12 protein-coding genes and 1 pseudogene are annotated in these 18,292 nt (G+C 67.3%); 7 read left to right on the plus strand and 6 right to left on the minus strand.

All coding sequences use genetic code 11. From position 1 onward, the window contains the following. Together Pla123a_RS11060 and Pla123a_RS11065 are read right to left on the minus strand one after the other, a co-directional pair. Positions 1-885 (minus strand): annotated as a pseudogene (locus Pla123a_RS11060) (hypothetical protein); the annotation flags it as partial. Positions 886-914: 29 nt separating this feature from the next. Then, positions 915-4,202, minus strand: coding sequence for a glycosyl hydrolase (locus Pla123a_RS11065; protein WP_146586868.1), 3,288 nt, complete (start codon positions 4,200-4,202; stop codon positions 915-917). Between the two features lie 206 nt (positions 4,203-4,408). Here Pla123a_RS11065 and Pla123a_RS11070 point away from each other — a divergent pair, with 206 nt between their 5' ends. Continuing rightward, positions 4,409-5,299, plus strand: coding sequence for a sugar phosphate isomerase/epimerase family protein (locus tag Pla123a_RS11070; protein ID WP_197527874.1), 891 nt, complete (start codon positions 4,409-4,411; stop codon positions 5,297-5,299). A gap of 21 nt (positions 5,300-5,320) precedes the next feature. On the opposite strand, the gene Pla123a_RS11075 is transcribed toward Pla123a_RS11070, so the two are convergent. Then, on the minus strand, positions 5,321-5,695 hold the full coding sequence (locus Pla123a_RS11075) for a hypothetical protein (protein ID WP_146586870.1): 375 nt from the start codon (positions 5,693-5,695) through the stop codon (positions 5,321-5,323). A 168-nt stretch (positions 5,696-5,863) separates the two neighbouring features. Between Pla123a_RS11075 and Pla123a_RS11080 the strand changes: the two genes are divergently transcribed. Continuing rightward, complete coding sequence (locus Pla123a_RS11080; protein WP_146586872.1) at positions 5,864-6,712, plus strand: sulfurtransferase; 849 nt, start codon at positions 5,864-5,866, stop codon at positions 6,710-6,712. Positions 6,713-6,728: 16 nt separating this feature from the next. On the opposite strand, the gene Pla123a_RS11085 is transcribed toward Pla123a_RS11080, so the two are convergent. The 3 genes from Pla123a_RS11085 to Pla123a_RS11095 form a co-directional block, all read right to left on the minus strand. Beyond that, positions 6,729-7,676 (minus strand): DUF6807 domain-containing protein, encoded by a 948-nt coding sequence (locus Pla123a_RS11085; RefSeq protein WP_146586874.1) that lies wholly within the window; start codon positions 7,674-7,676, stop codon positions 6,729-6,731. Between the two features lie 148 nt (positions 7,677-7,824). Further along, complete coding sequence (locus tag Pla123a_RS11090; protein ID WP_146586876.1) at positions 7,825-9,594, minus strand: FecR family protein; 1,770 nt, start codon at positions 9,592-9,594, stop codon at positions 7,825-7,827. Continuing rightward, positions 9,591-10,136 (minus strand): sigma-70 family RNA polymerase sigma factor, encoded by a 546-nt coding sequence (locus Pla123a_RS11095; protein ID WP_197527875.1) that lies wholly within the window; start codon positions 10,134-10,136, stop codon positions 9,591-9,593. The genes Pla123a_RS11090 and Pla123a_RS11095 overlap by 4 nt, the downstream gene beginning before the upstream one ends. Before the next feature lie 593 nt (positions 10,137-10,729). On the opposite strand from Pla123a_RS11095, the gene Pla123a_RS11100 reads away from it, so the two are divergent. The 5 genes from Pla123a_RS11100 (at position 10,730) to Pla123a_RS11120 (ending at position 17,977) form a co-directional block, all read left to right on the plus strand. After that, positions 10,730-13,087 (plus strand): glycoside hydrolase family 2 protein, encoded by a 2,358-nt coding sequence (locus Pla123a_RS11100; RefSeq protein WP_146586880.1) that lies wholly within the window; start codon positions 10,730-10,732, stop codon positions 13,085-13,087. Positions 13,088-13,204: 117 nt separating this feature from the next. Continuing rightward, positions 13,205-14,734, plus strand: a complete 1,530-nt coding sequence (locus tag Pla123a_RS11105) for a LamG domain-containing protein (protein ID WP_146586882.1) — start codon at positions 13,205-13,207, stop codon at positions 14,732-14,734. A gap of 66 nt (positions 14,735-14,800) precedes the next feature. Then, positions 14,801-16,318 (plus strand): LamG domain-containing protein, encoded by a 1,518-nt coding sequence (locus tag Pla123a_RS11110; RefSeq protein ID WP_146586884.1) that lies wholly within the window; start codon positions 14,801-14,803, stop codon positions 16,316-16,318. Between the two features lie 46 nt (positions 16,319-16,364). Continuing rightward, entirely contained in the window at positions 16,365-17,522 is a 1,158-nt protein-coding gene (locus tag Pla123a_RS11115; protein WP_146586886.1) for a DUF1559 domain-containing protein, read from the plus strand. A 50-nt stretch (positions 17,523-17,572) separates the two neighbouring features. After that, positions 17,573-17,977, plus strand: a complete 405-nt coding sequence (locus tag Pla123a_RS11120; protein WP_197527876.1) for a hypothetical protein — start codon at positions 17,573-17,575, stop codon at positions 17,975-17,977. The last annotated feature ends 315 nt before the right edge of the window (positions 17,978-18,292 follow it).

Below are 18,292 nucleotides of genomic sequence, written 5' to 3' on the forward strand. Positions count from 1 at the left end.
ACCGCCTCTAAGGCGACCAAGCCACCGCATCAAGACCAATCTTACTACTGTCAGAGGGTTAACGGCGTAAAGTGCCACCCGCCGGGCGTCGACGAGGTCGTCCTGCTCGAGGTAGTCGACCACGCGGCTGACGCCCCACGCCCAGGCAGCGATTGAGCCCCACGCGTCGGGATTGCGGGCAAGCGGGTCGCCCTCGGCGTAGAGGGCCCTCACCCCGTGGGCCGCGGCTGCGGGCGCGTCGACGTCGACGTCGCCGTAGCAGAAGCGGACCAGGCCGAAACCCTGCTCGACGATCTGTTTGGCCGGGACCTTGCCGAACCGGCTCGGCGCGGTCGCCGCCACCCGTTGGTTCGTCTGGCGGTCCCAGGCCCGCCCCACGCGTACCTCAGGGTCGTCGACGACTTGGTTGTTGGCGATGAAGCCGATCGACATCAGGACCGGCGCGGGCACGGCCGAGCTAGTCGGAGTGTAGATCAACACGTCGACCCACGGCGCAGAGTCGCCTTCCCCAAAGTGGATCGCCACCTGGCGGCGCACGGCGGCGCCGTCGAAGGCAGCCCCGCGGTCCTCGACCACCTCGTACCGCACCTCGGCCGGCTTCCCCGGCGCGTGGCCGAACTGGTAAGATGCGAAGTGCGCATGGATTTCCGCCCGCCGCTCATCCCACCATTGATCGGTGGTGGCGACCCGCTCGCCGCTGTCGGTCGCCAGCGGGTCGGGCAACTCGGTCCCGCCTGCTTTCGAGTCGGTGTAGTTCACGGCGATGCCGGCGACCTCACCGTCCGGGTAGTCGGGCAGCTCAGTGGCTCGGCAGTCGGCTACTACGCCAATCGCCAACGGCAGCAGCGTCGCCGCGAGCGATGCCAGGAAGTGTCGTGTGTTCATGCGGATGAGTTTGTTTGCTTCAAAGAAGGTTAGTGGGGCGACAAGATCCGCACCGGTCCGAGGAGGCCCGACGGCTCTAGCGTGAGCGGTCCAAAACGCAGCGTTTCGCGGGATCCCGGCAGCACGGGCGCCGCGTCGGGATCGGCGAGGTCGCCGACAATCCGGTTGGTCCACTGGTTGGTGACCTTGATCTCAATGAGGTTTTCGCCCGGCTGCAGCGAGGCTCCGGCGTCCCATCGGTACGGCGGTTTCCACTGCAGACCTAGTCGGTCTCCGTTGATCCAAACTCTTGCCAGGTCGCGCACGGCGCCCAGGTCGATTACGGAGCCGTCTGCCAAGGCCGCCGCGTCCGCAGGCAGCGTGAACCGCCCTCGGTAGGTCGCGACGCCGGAGAAGTGCTTCACGCCGGGGTCGTCTACCTCGGTGAGCGAACGGAGATCGTCCATCACGAAAGTTGGCGGGGCGCCCGAGTTGGGGGCGAATTCTATCTCCCACGGCCCATCGATTGTGGCGAGCTCTTGCAGCTCTAGCGAACGACGCGCGGGCAGCTCGGTTTCGCCGTCCGTGAAGACGACAAAGAGCGTCTCGTTCCGCTCGAGCTCGAGCCCGACCTGCGCCCGCCGGTCGGCGGCCACTGCCGGCAGCGACTCGATGGCGCCGGTGTCAGGGCGCCAGAGCTCGGCGTTGGCTCTCGCAGTGCGGAAGCGGGCTTCGAGTCTGACTGGCGTGTCCGATAGATTGGAAAGGTAGTACAGGTCAGCATTGTCGGTGCGACGGTGCGTCCACGCGATCTCGGCGCCGAGCGGGCCCGACCACTCCAGGTCCTCGCGGAGGCCGATCCGGTCGAGGGTCTTGCCGAGCGACCGCCCCCATACCACCACGCCCTGGCCGACGTAGCGGATGGTGCGGCTGGCGCCGTCGAGGTCGCCCCACAGCGAAGCGGCGAGCGTTTCGAATCGCGAGTCGGCGTCCGGCTGCCCCATCAGGCTCGGCGATCCGACAGGCCGGGGTCCGTAAATCGTCGCCCCGCGTTCTGCCAGGCTGAGCAGCTTGGCGATGACCTCGGGCCGCATCCGTGGCGCCTTAGGCAGGACGAGCACTCGGTAGCGCATCCCGTCGGGCAGGACTAGGTCGCCGTTGTCGGCCACGTCGATTCGGCTGAGCAGCGCGTCGACGTTGATGAAGTCGTGCTGGTAGCCAGGCGGCGGCGGCGGCGACACGCCATCGCCCCAGATCGGCGGCGTCGACGGCGCGCCCTCCGGCAGCAGGTACGCCAAATCAACCACCGCCCTGCCCTGCTGCAGCAGCCAGCAGATCCGGGCGAAGTACGCGTTGAGCGGCCGGGCCTGCTCGGCCCAGGTGATGTTGCGGTGCAGGTGCGTGCCGACCATCGCGTTGCAGGGCGGCGTGTCAAGAGGCTGGTGCGCGGAGGTGTGGTACACCAGCCGGTTGATGCCCAGCGACAGCCAATAGTCCGCGACCCGTTTGAGCGTGAACGGCGACTCGTAGCGGCCGCCGGTGAAGGCCTCGGCGGCGATGATTGGCTTGCCGTACGCGTGAGCGGCCGAGGCGGCGCCGCGGACGTCCTGCTCGTACATCAGCCTGGGGTGCAGGTCCCGCACCCAGAACTCGCCCATCGGGATGTCGACCCGGCTCTTGTTGAGCAGCGTGTCCTCGAGGGTCTCGAGCGACACGCCGGAGGCCTCGGAGTAGAGCCGCAGGCCGTCGGCCTGGAGCCGCTCCTGCAGCACCCCGTAGTGGTGCTCGGCGAACAGGTCGGCCAGCGTGCGGCGGAAGTCCCACAGGAACCGGTCGCTGGTCTCGGCGTCGCCCACAACGCGGCCCACCAGCACGGGCAGGTAGGGAGTTGGGTCGTAGCCGCGGAGCCGCTCAAACTCTTGCGGAAGTCGGTCGGTCCAGTTCTGGGCGCCCGCCTCCCAGCTGTCGACCAGCCAGTGGCTCAGCCGCGTGCCGTAGAGGTCGCCGACCGCCTGCCTGAGGATCGCGGAGTACGCGTCGTAGTAATCGTTGACCGCCTGCCGGCTGAGCTTGTCGACCTCGTAGCCGCGCCCCGCCGGTGCGGCGGGCCGGTTGCGGGCGCCGGTCAGCGAGTAGCCCAGCCGCAGCACGGTCCAATCCCCTTGCGGCGGGTCCCAGGCGAGCGTGCCATCCGCTTGCAGCCGGTCGGTGAGGTCAAGAACTTGAGCCGGGTCGACCGCGCCGTCGGGCCCGATCGGCTGGGTCGCGACACTGTCGTACTGGAACAGGTGTCGGAAGCCGGCCTTCTCCTCCCAGCGGTGCACCCGGGCGCCGCGGTCGAGCCGCCACTCGCACAGCGAGTAACGCTCGGCCGCGGTCGGGCGGGCTTCGCTCATAGTCTCCGCGGGGCGGATGGGCGCCCCCGTCAGATCGAGCCGGAACCGCCGGGCGGTCGTCGGCGGCACGGCGAACGTGCGGACGCGGCACTGCCGGTAGAGCTGCGGGCCCGGCAGCGTGAGCAGCGTGCGGTAATGCTCACCATCGTCGCTGGCGAGGACCCGCCCGACAGGGATGCCGCCGCGACCCGCGACGGTGATCGCCCGGATGGTTACGGGTTGATCGAACTGCTGCTCGACCCACGCCTCGGCCGTGCCCTGCGCGTCGATCTCCAGAGACGCCGCGTAGCTCGCGTCGTGCGGCAGGCCGGCGTCCTGCTGCCGGTCGCTTGTGACGACCCGGGCCGGCTCCAAGGGCCCGCCACGATCCGCCGTCGGCGTTGGGTAGGCGATCACGCGAGTGTCGCGGTAGAAGCCGGGACGGCTCGCGGCGAGGTCCTGAAACTCGCCCTCCGAAGTAGGGGGCAGCGGCAACGCGATCGGCCGGTCGGCCCCGGCGGTCACCTGAACCTCGCTCCAGACAAGCTTCTTCATCGCCTGTTCTGGCTTCACCCACGGACCGCCGGTCATGCTCCAGCCGGGCGAGCTAAACACCGCCATCTCGAGCCCCAGCCGGTCGGCCTCGCGGGCCGCTTTGCGAACGGCAGAGAGCCACGTGGCCGACCCGAACTCGACCGCCGGCTCGACCGACTGCCCGCCGCCCAGGTTCACGTCGGCCAGCTGGAAGCCGGCGATGCCCGCCCGCTTCATCCACTCAAGGTCTTTGGTGATCCCTTCTTCGGTCACCGCCCCCTTGGTCCAGTGCCACCAGGTCCGCGGCCACGCCTCCGACGGTGGCTCGGCAAAGCTGCTGCGCAGGTCGGCGAGCTCGCTGGCTCCGCCCGTCAGGCACGCACCGGCCAGGGCCGAGCAGAGAAGCACAAGCTTGGTGAGTCGAGCCATCGATGAGACCCAGCGGACCGGATGAGAAGAGGGGGCGGACGCCGCGAACGAGACAAGATCGTAACACACCACCCGCGCGGGTGCCGAATCGCACCGTCGGTTAGAGGCGTCCAAGCGTCGTGTCTCAAAAGCGACTTGAGCGTCGGGCGGGTGGTCCCTACGTTGCAGGTTTCTCTTCCCAGCCACGCCCGCCAAGGAACGCCGCCTTGCAATCGACTTCTCGCCGCCAGTTCCTCGCCACCATGACGTCGGCGGCCGCGTTCGCAACGGCGCCGTCGGTCTTCGCCGCCGACTCCACGACGCCTCGGTACCAGATCGGCGTGTGCGACTGGATGATCCTGAAGCGTCAGAAGCTCGGCGCGTTCCCCCTGGCCGAGGAGATCGGGGCCGACGGCCTGGAACTCGACATGGGCGGGCTCGGCGACCGGCCGACCTTCGACAGCAAACTCAACGACGAGGCGGGCCGTGAGCCCTTCCGGCAGGCGGCCGCGCAGCACCACCTGCGGATCTGCTCGATCGCGATGTCGGGGTTCTACGCGCAGTCGTTCGCCGAGCGTCCCACATACCGCCGCATGGTCGGCGACGCGATCCGCACCGCCGAGGCGTTCGGGGTCACCAACACGTTCCTGCCGCTCGGCGTGAAGGGCGACCTCGTCCAGCGCCCCGAGCTCCGCCCGGCGATCGTCGGCCGCCTGCAGGAGTTAGCGCCGCTAGCCGAGCAGGCGGGCGTGGTGCTCGGGCTCGAGTCCGCGCTGGACGCCGAGGGCGAGCGGCGGCTCCTCGAAGACGTCGGCTCGCCGGCGGTGAAGATCTACTTCAACTTTTCCAACCCGCTGCAGGCGGGCCGCGACCTGATTGGCGAGCTCCGCACGCTCGGCGCCGCACGCATAAGCCAGATCCACGCCACCGACCAGGACGGCGTCTGGCTCCAGAACAACGACCGTCTCGACATGCATCAGGTCCGCGCTACCCTCGACGAGCTCGATTGGCAGGGCTGGCTGGTAATCGAGCGTTCCCGCGACGCCAACGACCCGCGCAACGTGCGGCGGAACTTCTCAGCCAACGTCCGCTACCTGAAATCGGTCTTTCAGTCGTAGCAGGCAGCGGCCGGCGGCGTCCTAGGCTCTGCGCCGCCGGCGTTTGCCCTTCTTCTTCGGCCCACGGCAGGCGTCGCGTGCGGCCCGCGCGTAGACACGGTCGAGCCGCACCAGCTGGCAGCCGCGCACGTCCAGTGTGCGGTGCTGACCGCACGGCCGCTTGACCAGCACGAACGGCAGGCAGATCGACCGCACGCGGAGCGGCGTGCCCGGCTCCTGCGAGCGGATCACAATCCGCACCGGCTGGTCCGGCGGCAGCAGCGAAGGGTCGGCGTTCCAGCAGAACGAGCCGACTTCCACTACCTCGTTCAGCACGGCCACGTACTCTCCCACGCGGAGCTCCTCCGGAGCCAGCGTCTTGGCGAGCGTGGGCGTGTTGGCTTTGGTCGTGAGCACGGCAATGACCCAACGAGCGGCGCGGCGCCGCCCCTCCGAGGGCGGCCGATTCAACGCTAGGACGTTCAGCCCGGGGAAAGGTTCGCGGGCCGGACCGACGGCGCCTTCCCGACGCCCGCCCGAGCGGTAGACTTGCGGGGGTCGATCATTCCCCCCGGAGCAACCGCCGTGGCATTCACCACCCTCCTCTCCCCCGCCGACGCCGCGGCCGGCGTCGGCCGTGCTGATTGGGTCTTCGTCGACTGCCGGTTCGCCCTGGCGGACCCCGAGGCGGGGCGCAACCGCTACGCGCAGGGGCACATCCCCGGTGCGGTCTACGCGCACCTCGACGACGACCTGTCGTCGCCGATCGCAGAAACCTCGGGCCGCCATCCGCTGCCGACCCCCGAGGAGTTGGCCGCAAAGCTCGGTAACTGGGGAATCGGCCAGGGGGTGCAGGTCGTCGCCTACGACGACGCGGGCGGCGCGTTCGCGGCGCGGCTCTGGTGGCTGCTGAAGTGGCTTGGCCACGAGCTCGCCGCGGTGCTCGACGGCGGCTACCCCGCCTGGCAGGCAGCCAGTCTGCCGACGTCGACCGAGCCGGCCCGACCCGCGCCGGCAATGTTTGCCGCCCAACCCGACAACGCCCTCTGGCTCGACGCGGCGGCGGTCCAGAAGGCGGTCGATTCGGGCGGAGCCGCCCTGCTCGACGCCCGCGGGGCCGCCAGGTACCGCGGCGACGAAGAACCGGTCGACCCGGTGGCGGGCCACGTGCCAGGGGCGATCAACACGCCGTTTGCCGAGAACCTCACCGCTGACGGGGCGATGCGTCCCGCCGAGGAGTTGCACGCCCGCTTCGCACCGATCGCTGCCGGCACCGGCGAAGGGGGCGTGGTTCACATGTGCGGCTCGGGCGTGACCGCCTGCCACAACGCGCTGGCCATGGCGGCGGTTGGCCTGCCGATGGGGCGTCTGTACGCCGGCTCATGGAGCGAATGGATCCGCGACCCCGACCGGCCGGTGGCCAAGGGGTCCTGAGCGACGGGCAACTAGCCTACTTGGCCGTGAGCCGCTCGTACATCGCCGCCAGCTGGTCCTGGCTCCGCTGGCCGTCGTGCAACACGACCAGGTAGCGGAGCTTGAACGAACCGCCCGGCTGAAGGGTGACCGGTCCTTGTGGGGCGAGGTCGCTCGCCGGGAAGTGCCGTACGCCAAACGGGTTGGCGGCGAACAGGCCGTAGGTGCGGACGTGCCACAGGCAGGGGTCGTGGTCGCTATCCGGGCAGCTGAAGATGGCGATGCCCGACTGCTTGCCGTCGGCGGGACCTGAGTAGTCGACCCAGTTGGCGGCGCGGCCCCACGCCTCGCTGTCCTGCTGACCTGCGCTATTGACGATGTGCCCGCCCTGCTTGGCGTCGACCTTCATCGTGCCCGCGACCCGCACGGCGAACGCGCCCTCCTTGGTGTCGCCAAAGGTGACCGGCTGGTCCCCGGCGATGAGTTCGATCGTGCAGTCGATCAGCCGCACGCCCGACTCTGGCGCCGAGAAGCAGAACGAGCGGCGGTCGGTGCACTGCGATTCGCCGCCCGCCAGCCAATCGTTGCGGGTGACGATCGTCGCGACCTGGCCGTCGCTCTCGAGGGTCTCAAACCCCTCGTGCTTGATGAGGCAGCCGTCGTCCCCCTTGGGCTCTAGCCAGAAGTCGGCGTCGTTGACGATGCCGTGGGCGAACCACAGCGAGCGGTGATGCGGGTGGTCATCACGCTCGTCGGCGCCGCGTTCGCCGAGCGGGTAGGACCGCGTCAAGCGGTTCCCCTGGGGACCGACCAGCGGCCAGATGGCGGGCTGGTGGCCGGACCGGGTCAGGTACTCGGCGAACAGCTCACCGTCGACCTCGACAACAGCCCCGGCGTCCGATGGCTTCACGGTCAGCTCACCGCATGCCGGAGTCACGACCGCCGCGAGCAGAACAACAGACAACACCAGACCGTGGGGCTTCATCGACGCATCCTGTAGGGGTTCGCTGCGTGGGCCAGCGGCCGCCTGTGCGGGCAGCCCCCCATAGGATACTCACGCGGCAAGTCGTGCCGCTAGGATTGCAGAATTGGGCCGCCAGAGTGCGGATGATTGGCTTGCGGGCAGACGGCTGCTACTCGCCGTCGAGCAGCCGGTTCGCTTCGACAATCGCCTGCGGGTTTGTGGCGAGCACGATGTCGTCAAGCAGCCAGGGCCCGCCGTCGTTCCCAACGCCGACACGCAGCCGGTCGAACATCAGCGTGGCGTTGAGGACTTCGGCGTCGGGGGTCGCCTCGATTAGCCTGCCCGGCGCGACGTCGTACCAGACCGACACCTTGTCCGAGCGCTCGCCAAACACCATCCGCATCACCCACAGGTGCGGGGCGGTCCCTACCTGTGAGGCGCCTACCCCGATGGGCCGGTCGATGGAACGGCTGCCCACATTCGCCACGACGCCCAGCTGGTCGGTCGAGTCGATCAGGCCAACGAATAGCGGCTCGTTGAAGCGGCGGTCTTCACCGAACATGAGCGACAACCCGGCGTAGGCGCCCAGCCGCCGCGGGCTGCTCGCGCTGGTCCGCCACGCGAGCCACAGCTCGGTGTCCGAACGTCCCACCATCCCGCGTTCGGTCAGCAGACCGGCCCGCGCGAGCGAAGACTCCGGCGAGGTGTCGAGCGTCAGGAAGACCGGGCTAGTGTGCTCGACACGCAGCGATCCGGAGGAAGACATGCAACCGACCGACAGGTCGCGTTCGAAACGGAGGTCACGATCGCTGCGGAGGGCAGGCTCGGCGAACGCCATGCAGCGCTCGCCGCCAGCCGACGGGATGTCAAAGCCCTGGAAGCCGAGCAGGCCTTCGATCCGCTGCAGCTCGTAGAAGCAGACCTGCTCGCGGGCCTGCCGCGAGCCTCGCTTCGCCTCGCGCAGGTCGGCGATCTCGTCGGGGCGGACGTAGCCCCGCGTGTGCGGCAGGGTCTCGATGGTCCACCGGAGCCGCCCGTCGGCGTCGACGTACCCCGACCGGCCGGCCCGCAGCGTCCGCGAAACGGGCGGCTCGCCGGGCTCTTCCCCGACCAGGCTGGCGAGCTCAACCTCGCCCTCGTAAACCTCAACGCTCGTCTCGCCCGACTCGCCAACGCCCACGGCGAACTCGGTGCCGAGGTCGATCACCCTGGCGGTGGGGGTAGTGACGACCAATTGGTCGTCGCCGTCACCGATCCGCGCGGTCAGCCGGCCCGACCGCAAGTCGATCGACGCCGACTCGGTGAACGACAGCCGCGCTGGCGCCTGCACCACGACGTCACTGCCATCGGCCGTGGTGACCGACAGCAGCCCGTCGGTCAGATTGATCGTTTCACCGCGGAGGAGCGTTGTCCCGCGGGTCAGCACACGCGGCCCGTCCCACATCGCGTCGAACGAATCGAGCACCGTGGCGACTACGGGAGCGGTCGCCGGCTGCAGGGCCGCGGCGTCGGGTTCAGCGGTCGCCACAGCGAGGACCGATTCGTTGTCGCTGATCCCAGGGCCCGCGGAGGTCCAGACCAGGGCGGTTACCGCCACCAGCAGGCTCGCGGCCAGCAACATGCCGCTGACTGCGAGCGGCGCAGTCCACGTGCGGGCAGGTCGCTGGGCGGGGTTGGGAGTCTCGGCGCGGGTCTCGACCCAGTCGAGCGACGCCCCGATTGAGCGTTTCAATGCCGGGTCGGACGTCAGCGCCAGCTTGTCCAGCAGCCGTGGGACCGACAGGATGCTGTCGGTCAACTCGTGGACCATGCCGAGCTCGACCACCGCCCGGCTGTTTTCGGGGGTCTCCTTGACCCACGCCGACAGCCGACGCGCTTCCTGGTCGGAAAGGCGTTCGCCGTCAAAGTGAGCGTTGAGAAGTTCCAGCGGCGCTCTCACGTCGCGTCCCCCGATAGTTTCATGCGTCGCCCGATGCACTGCTTAAGTCCATAACGCACCTGCGACAGGCGAGTGTACACCGATCGGACCGTCAACCCTAGCTTTGCCGAGATCTCTTCCACTGAATTGCAGGCCAGGTACCGCAGATCAATGAGCCTGCGGGCCCGCTCTGGCAGCTGTTTCAGGCACGACTCCAGGGCGTCGTGGTAGTTGTCGAATTTGGACTCTGCCGCCAGGAAGCTTGCTTCGATGTGCTGCACGGTCTCGACGTCAAACACCATCCGCTTGTCCCGGTCGCGCTTGCGGAAGTGCTCGAACACCCGGTTTCGCGCGACCCCCACCGCCCATTCCAGGAACGGCCGCTGCGGGTCGTACTTCTCGAAGTCCCTAGCGATCGCCATGGCGGTCTCCTGCATGACGTCGTCGGCGTCGTGCACGGACGGAACAAAGATCCGTACGTAGGTCCGTAGACGCGAGTACGACTCGGCCCAGAGCGCGGCAAAGTCGCAGCGGCTATCGGTCTCATCGGGACGCTCTGCCATGACATCTGTTGTATGGCGTCGACCGACTGCTTTCATAATCAAGAAACCTGCGAAAGGTCTGAATTCACTAAAAAGAGCGGCGGTTTTCGCCCCACACCCTAGTCGAGATTCTAGTCTGTTCGGCCGCCAAGAAGAGGCACCCCCGCATGAGGTAACCCGCGAGCGATTGGGGGCGGACCGCAACCCAGGCCGGTTTCCCGCTCCGCCCGCGCCGTCGGCGTGCTTGTTTGGCCAGCGGTGCGCAAGCTGAAGGTGTTCGTGTGAATTATTGAAGGTTTTTCATTTAACTCTGAGAATCGTGCCCGCATACACCAGTGAGAGGCGGAAGATCAGGCCCGCGACCCGTTTGCGTGCCGCGGCAAGACTCTTCTAACTTTTCGGACGACAGGCCGCTGGCGGTTGGAACCCACGCGGCGTCTCGCTCGGTTGGACCCTTTTTTGAACACCTGGCTCCTGGACAGGCACGGCCCGCATTCAGCGGAACGCCGGCCAGGCCCATCAGCGGACCTCCTCGCCCTCTCGGCTGGACCTCCGGTGGGCAAGCCTCATCACGGCGACTCGGCGCAGCCTCGGCGGCGCAACCTCTTGGCACTATGTCTACTCTCTGCATCAGCATTCGAAGCGCCGCAGTCCAACTCAAGGCGATCATCGTCCTGACGCTGTTCGCCGCGTGCACCGGCCCGCAAATTGCGGCCGCGGCCGACGGGGGTATGCAGACACGCTGGGCCAAAGATCTCGACAAGAATAACGTCCTGCCTGAATACCCCCGCCCGCAGCTGGTGCGTCCGGATTGGACGAACCTCAACGGCGAGTGGGACCTGCGGGTCACCGAAGTGGGCGCCCCGCAGCCCGAGTCGTTCGATGAGCGGATCCTGGTGCCTTTCCCGGTTGAGGCCCCGCTCTCTGGGGCGACCCAGCGGATCGATGAGAATCAGGCCGTTTGGTACCGCCGCCAATTCGAGGCGCCCGAACTAACCGGCGGGCGGCTGCTGCTGCACTTCGGAGCGGTCGACTGGGACGCCACGGTCTGGGTGAATGGTCAGCAGGTTGGGACCCACCAGGGCGGGTTCGACGCCTTCTCATTCGACATCACCCAGTCGCTGCGGTCCAGCGGTCCGCAGACGCTGCTGGTCAAGGTCCTGGACCCGACGAACCGCGGCAACCAACCCCACGGTAAACAGGCGCTCGAACCTGGGAGCATTGTCTACACCGCCGTCACCGGAATCTGGCAGACGGTCTGGCTCGAGCGGGTGCCGCCAACCTACATCAGCTCGCTCAAGCTCACGCCGGACGTCGAGGCTGGCGAGCTAGAAATTGTCGCTCGGGTCATTGGCCCGAACGCGCACAACGCGGTCATCCGCGCCCGCGTCCCGCAGGGCGACCAGCTCTTCTACCGCAAGACGGGCCGCGCCGACAAACCGTTCCGCCTGAAGATCCCCAACGCCGAGCTCTGGTCGCCCGAGTCGCCCAAGCTCTACGACCTGCAGTTCGAGCTGGCGGTCGACGACGCGGCGGACGGCCGGGAGGTGATCGACTCCGTAGAGAGCTACTTCGGTATGCGTCGGGTCGAGCTCCGGATGGCCGACGACGGGTTCCAGCGGATCCACCTCAACGGCAAGCCGGTGTTCAACTTCGGCCCGCTCGATCAGGGCTGGTGGCCGGACGGGCTGTACACGGCCCCCACCGACGAGGCTCTCAAGTACGACATCGCAGTCACCAAACAGTACGGGTTCAACATGTGCCGCAAGCACGTGAAGGTCGAGCCGGCCCGCTGGTACTACTGGTGCGACAAGCTCGGACTGCTGGTCTGGCAGGACATGCCGAGCGGCGACCGCTACATCGGCTGGAACGAGCCCGACGGCGAGCGGACCCCCGATTCGGAGCGGGTCTTCCGCACCGAACTGCGGGAGATGATGGACGAGCTGCACAACTTCGCCTCGATCGTGGTGTGGGTTCCGTTCAACGAGGGCTGGGGCCAATTCAAGACCGAGGAGATCATCGGCTGGGTCAAGAACTACGATCCCAGTCGCCTGGTTGACGGCCCGAGCGGCTGGGCCGACCGCGGCGTCGGCGACCTTTACGACAAGCACGACTACCCCGGCCCCGCGATGTTCCCACCGGAACAGGGCCGCGCGTCGGTGCTCGGCGAGTTTGGCGGGCTGGGCCTGGCGGTCGAGGGGCACCTGTGGCAGGAGTCCGGCAACTGGGGCTACAACTTCTACGAAACCCGCGAAGAGCTCAATACCCAGTACCAGCAGCTTATCGACAACCTGTGGGTGCTCAAGGCCGGCGGCCTGGCCGCGGCAATCTACACCCAGACGACCGACGTCGAGGGCGAGATCAACGGCCTGATGACCTACGACCGCGAGGTCCTGAAGATCAACCCGGAACTGGCGGCGCCGCTCAACACACGGCTCTACGCCCCGGCGCCCAAGCTCACAACCATCGTGGCGACCTCGAAGGACCCCGAGGGGCACGGCGAGCTGTGGCGGTACACCACCGACGCTCCCGGTTCTGACAACTGGACCGATCCGGCCTACGACGACTCCAGCTGGAAGTCGGGCCGCGCCGGCTTCGGTGCGCCCAACACGCCCGGGGCGGTTGTTCGCACCGAGTGGACCACCAGCGACATCTGGTTGCGGCGTGAGATCGAACTCAGCCCCGCGGCCCTCACCGGCCACCTGTACCTGTTCGGACACCACGACGAAGACGCCGACGTGTACTGCAACGGCCAGAAGATCGCCACGCTCAGCGGCTACACCGAAGGCTACCGCGTCATCGTTATCCCGAGTGAGGCCCGCGAGCTGCTGCGGCCGGGACCCGCCACGCTTGCGATTCACTGCCGGCAGTTCACCGGCGGACAGTATATCGACATGGGACTAATCACCTTGGGCGACGCGCCCGAGGCCGCGAACGCCACGGCAGCGAATCCTCGAAGCCAACCGAAGTAGTGCTTTTCAGACGCCGGGGATTCCCCCAAGCGTCTTCCAAGTCAACGGCCACCGCCCGCGACACCCGACTAACTCATCCCGAGCGAAGACATCACCGCAATCAGGAGGAAACCCCAAATGCTACTCACCATGCCCGCACGCCGCACCGCTACCCTGCTCGCTCTCGCAGCGACCGTGGCGACGGCGTCCGTCTCTCAGGCAGTCAAGGTGCACAGCTACACCTTCAACGACTCTACCGCGAACGACTCGATCGGCACCGCCCACGGCACGCTGGTCGACCCTTCGGGCATCGCGTTCTACCAGGGTGGCCAGCTCCGCCTGACCGAGAACAACAACGCCAACAGCAATCAGGACTTCAGCCTCCCGGAAACCGTCGGCGCCTACGTCGACCTGCCGAACTACATCATCAGCGACGCCGCCTTCTTCGGAACCAGTGGTCAGCTGTCCCTCGAGTTCTGGGCGACCACTCAGCAGAACCGCAACTGGGCCCGGCTGGGCGACTTCGGCAACTCGATCGGCGGCGAAGACTTCTCGACCGGCGGCGGCACCAGCGAGTACATCATCGTGGTGCCCCAGACGGGCCGCGCGGGCAACACCTTCGCCACTTCGACCCACCAGCCGGATGGGCTGGGCGGCGGCCTGGAGAACTTCGTAGAGGGGACCGGCCCGCTGAGCGTCGGTGAGGAGCACCACGTGGTCGTGACGCTCGATCAGGTGGACACCTCCGTCAACCCGAACGGCACGCTTAGCCTCTACCTCAACGGCGCCCTGGTCAGCAGCGGCCCCGTGGTTGGCGATGGCAACGATGTGCCGTTCGACGCCGGCCTGATGAACGACGTCAACAACTGGCTCGGCCGCGCCCAGTGGCCCGACCCGCTGTTCGACGGCAGCTACAACGAGTTCAACGTCTACGACCACGCCCTCTCAGCCACCGAGGTCAGCGACGCGTTTGCCGCCGGGCCCGTAGCGAGTGAGGCGATCCCCACGCTGATCGTCGACCGCGCCACCGGCGAGATGACCCTGACCAACCTCGAGGGTGATTCGCTCTCCCTGGCCGGCTACAACATCAGCTCCGCAGCGGGCGCGCTAGACAGCGCCGGCTGGACTTCCATCAACGCCGGCGGGACGTTTGATCCCAACGGCAATTGGGTTGCTTCGTCGACCACCGCCGAGCTGATCGCCGAGGCCGACGGCGGCGACGGCGGCGACCTCTCGAGCGGCGAAGAAGCCTCGATCGGAGCGGCCTGGTCGCCCTCCCGCATTGAGGACGTCGCGTTCAACTTCACCCTCGTCGGCGGCACCGAGATGATCGGCGAGGTCCAGTATGTCAATGTCGACGGCGGCTACGCCCGCTCCGACCTGGACGCCGACGGCGATGTCGACGCCGACGACTTCGCCGCGTTTGTTGCGAACTCTGGCGCCGACCTGTCGGGGCTTTCGCTGTACGAGTCGGCCGTGTCGGGTGACCTCGACGGCGACGGCGACAACGACTACCGCGACTTCCGCTTGTTCAAGGCTGACTTCATCGCCGCCAACGGCAGCGTCGCCTTCGCGGCTCTCAGCGGGGCCGCGGCCCCGGAGCCGGCAGCCGCCACCCTGGCGCTGCTGGTGACCGGCGTAGTGGCCGGCGTTCGCCGCCGCCGCTAGAGCGAACCGGCGATCGAAGCCACCAGAACCGACCCAATCATATAAAGCATCGTGGAGATACAAGAAATGACGATTCAATCTTTCCGCAGCCGCGCCGCACGGCTGACCCTCGCGGTCACCGCCTCGGCGGCGATCCTCGCAGCAGGCAGCAGCCAGGCCAACACGGTCGCCTACTGGCGGTTTGAAGACGGCTCGGCCGGCGCCAACGTGGTGCACCTCGCCGGCGACGACGCCGGCAACACCTACTCGGCCGACATCGCCGACGTGTCTGGCAATGGCAACGACCTCTCGGCATGGATCACCGCCGGTTGCTGTGGCTTCGGCTACCGCGACGACACGCCCGTCGGTCAGATCGCCGCCACCGGCGAGACCAACAACCTCAGCATCCAGAACACCGGCGGCGGCCCGGGAATGTTCACCGGCGCGACCGGCATCCAGACGATTGCCCCGGCGGCCTTCACGATTGAGGCCTCGTTCAAGCCGGAAAACGGCGGCTTCCGCACCATTGTTGGCCGCGACAGTCAGGGAGCCGCCACCTCCAACGGCGACCTGGCGGCCGTCTACTTCCAGATCACTCCCGCCAACGAGCTCGCCTTCAAGTTCACTGACCAGGCCGGCATCTTCCACGAGGCCATCTCGGCGCCGGACACGATCCAGGGCTACAACTTCCCCAATTCGGCTGACGGCACCTGGTACCACGCCGCCGGCGTGAGCGACGGATCGACGATTTCGCTCTACCTGGCCGACGCGCAGCAGAACACCGGCTACCAGCTCGTGGCCGAGCTGGACCTGACCGCAAGCGGCAGCACCAACACCGCCCTGACCTCGGGCGCCGGCGACGGCGGCGACTGGGACGCGGGCAACTGGACGGTCGGCCGCGGCATGTACGCCGGCGGGCACGGTGACCGCTTCTACGGCTTCATCGACGAGGTCCGCATCTCGGACGACGCGGTTGCAATGAGCGACTTCCTGCACTTCGGCGCGTTGGCCAACCTGACGCTCGAGGTGAACACCACCAGCGGCGCGGTCACGATCCGCAACACCTCGCCGGTCGCGGTCGACCTCGACTACTACGAGGTGACCAGCGCCTCCGGCGCCCTCTCGACCGCTGGTTGGGACAGCCTAGAAGACCAGGGCGTGACCGGTTCGCTCGATGGCGACTTCAATGCCGACGGCACAGTCGACGCCGCCGACTACACCGTCTACCGCGATGGACTGGGGACCACGTACGCCGAAGGCGACTACACCGCCTGGGCGAACAACTACGGTCGTACACTCGCCCCCGGCGACGACACATGGACCGAAGCGGGCGGCTCCGACGCCAACCTGCTGAGCGAGCTGCTGCTCAATGCTGACGGCACCACCCTGGCGCCCGGCGCTTCGCTGAGCCTCGGAAATGGCTTCAGCACCGGCGGCCTGCAGGACCTCGCTTTCAGCTACGGCAAGCCCGGCGTGAACCTGTTCGCCGGCGCCGTTAGCTATGTTTCCAGCGCCTCGGCCGCGACCGCCGCTCCCGAGCCGTTCGCCGGCACGCTGCTGGCCGCCGGCATGATGATGATCGTGGGACGCCGCCGCCAGCGGTAGGGAACTTCCCGACGATTAAAGCTTCTAACCCTACCTGGATAGAGATATGAGCATCGACAGGAGTTGTGATTCTGGGGCCGCCCGGCGTGGGCAGTGTGTCCGCACCCGCGGGTACACCGGGCGGTCCCCGTTTTCTGGTCAGGCGAGCCGGGGTTTTACCCTGGTGGAGCTGCTGGTGGTGATCGCCATCATCGGCATCCTCATCGCCCTGCTGCTGCCGGCCGTGCAGTCGGCGCGAGAGGCGGCCCGCCGTACGGGTTGTACCAACAACCAGAAGCAACTTTCGCTCGCCTGCCTGAACTACGAGTCCACGTACGGGCACCTGCCGTACGGCCGCAAGGTCGACCGCTGGGACTCCTACACTTGGAGTCAGTACGTGCTGCCCTTTATGGAAGAGCAGGCCGTGCAGGACCTCTACCACGATCTGTTCGACACCAGCGGCGAAAATGCCTACCGCCCTGCCGGTCACGTCGACGCGATGAAACGTCAGGCCCGTGAGAGCTTTGTCGCCGGCTGGTACTGCCCGTCGGACCAGACGCCGGTCGGCAATGAACTCGAGTCGCCGACCTGGGGCTTCCTGCGTGGCAACTACCGCGGTTGCGTCGGCTCGGGCGACATGTACGGCAACACGCCGCTGGCCCGCGATTTCCGACGCGACGTTCAGAACGGTGTGGTCGGGTTCGGCCCTGGCTGCATGGCGATCAAGAATCTCCAGGGATACCCTGGAATCGACCCCGCCTTCAGCGGCGGGCCGCCGACTAAGGTGCGACTTGCGAAACTTTCCGACGGCACGTCCAAGACGCTGCTGATCTCTGAGGGAGTGGTTCCCACCGAGAACCTTGGCTGGGGCGGCGTGTTCGGCGAGATCATCTACGGCAACATGGGCGGCGCCCTGTTCAATACTACCTACGGCCCCAACACGGGCGAATCGGACACCGTCTACAGCCCGTGCCCAGCTTTGGAGAGCGATTACCCGTTCCAAGATCGGTGCAAGGGCAGCGGCCACCCTGGGGCGACATCTCCTGGCGGCACTGACACAGTTGCCGCGGCCCGCAGCCACCACAACGGCGGCGTGATCGGCGCAATGGCCGATGGCTCGGTGCACTTCTTCACAGAAGGTATTGAGCTACCAATCTGGCGCGCTATTGGCACGCGTGCGGGCAACATTGTTGGTGCGCCTGAAATCGCCAACGTTGAATTCTGAACCTGACTGACGCAGCCTCGCTCCGCCGTGCTATCCCATGGCCCTAAGATATGAAGACCACCTGCAACAAAGCTCCGTTGACTGCTTGGCTCGCGGCCCTGATGCTGACCGCGGCCGGGTGCGGAGGAGATTCGAGCTCCGCCTCGGTGCATGGAGTCGTGACCCTAGACGGGCAACCGCTGGAGTACGGGAGCATTCGATTCGAGATTAGCGAAACCGAGAGCTTCTCCGCCCCCATCGAAGAAGGCAAGTACACAGCGCCGAAGGCGACGGCGGGCGAGGCCACGGTTACCTTCACGTCGGACCCAAAGCCCCCGCAGGTCTCGAGCCGCGAGGAACTTGAGAAGACGGCAGGTCAGAAGGTCAACTTCCGTCCCATCCCGCCCGACAATCCGAATCAGCGTCAGCAGGTGACAGTCGAATCGGGCTCCAACGAACTGAACTTCGACCTGTAACTTCTGGGCGTCTCGACCCGGCATCCCCAAGGGTTAGTTTCCGCCTGCTGCATGTTGCGGCTGACGGGAGACAAGCCCGGGGCACGCGCCGACTACCACCCTAACAGACCGCAATGTCCCAACTAAACGCCACCTGCCGCGCACTGCTCAAATGCATGCCCATGCTGGGCGGCATGGGCCCGCGTCGGCTCGGCAGCAGCAGCATGTTTGCGGTGCTGCGTGAACCGTCCTCTACCCCAGCAATGGCGCACGTCGGGTTGATCCCCACCAATTACGGACCAGCCATCGGGCGCCCCTGGGCTCCCGCCCTGGCGT

The organism is Posidoniimonas polymericola, from assembly GCF_007859935.1.
Taxonomy (GTDB): Bacteria; Planctomycetota; Planctomycetia; order Pirellulales; family Lacipirellulaceae; genus Posidoniimonas; species Posidoniimonas polymericola.

Excerpts from the sequence above, each read along its gene's own strand:
- Pla123a_RS11085 (WP_146586874.1), bottom strand. The coding sequence starts at position 7,676 with ATGAAGCCCCACGGTCTGGTGTTGTCTGTTGTTCTGCTCGCGGCGGTC.
- Pla123a_RS11100 (WP_146586880.1), top strand. The coding sequence starts at position 10,730 with ATGTCTACTCTCTGCATCAGCATTCGAAGCGCCGCAGTCCAACTCAAG.
- Pla123a_RS11115 (WP_146586886.1), top strand. The coding sequence starts at position 16,365 with ATGAGCATCGACAGGAGTTGTGATTCTGGGGCCGCCCGGCGTGGGCAG.
- Pla123a_RS11065 (WP_146586868.1), bottom strand. The coding sequence starts at position 4,202 with ATGGCTCGACTCACCAAGCTTGTGCTTCTCTGCTCGGCCCTGGCCGGT.
- Pla123a_RS11110 (WP_146586884.1), top strand. The coding sequence starts at position 14,801 with ATGACGATTCAATCTTTCCGCAGCCGCGCCGCACGGCTGACCCTCGCG.
- Pla123a_RS11120 (WP_197527876.1), top strand. The coding sequence starts at position 17,573 with ATGAAGACCACCTGCAACAAAGCTCCGTTGACTGCTTGGCTCGCGGCC.
- Pla123a_RS11105 (WP_146586882.1), top strand. The coding sequence starts at position 13,205 with ATGCTACTCACCATGCCCGCACGCCGCACCGCTACCCTGCTCGCTCTC.
- Pla123a_RS11095 (WP_197527875.1), bottom strand. The coding sequence starts at position 10,136 with ATGGCAGAGCGTCCCGATGAGACCGATAGCCGCTGCGACTTTGCCGCG.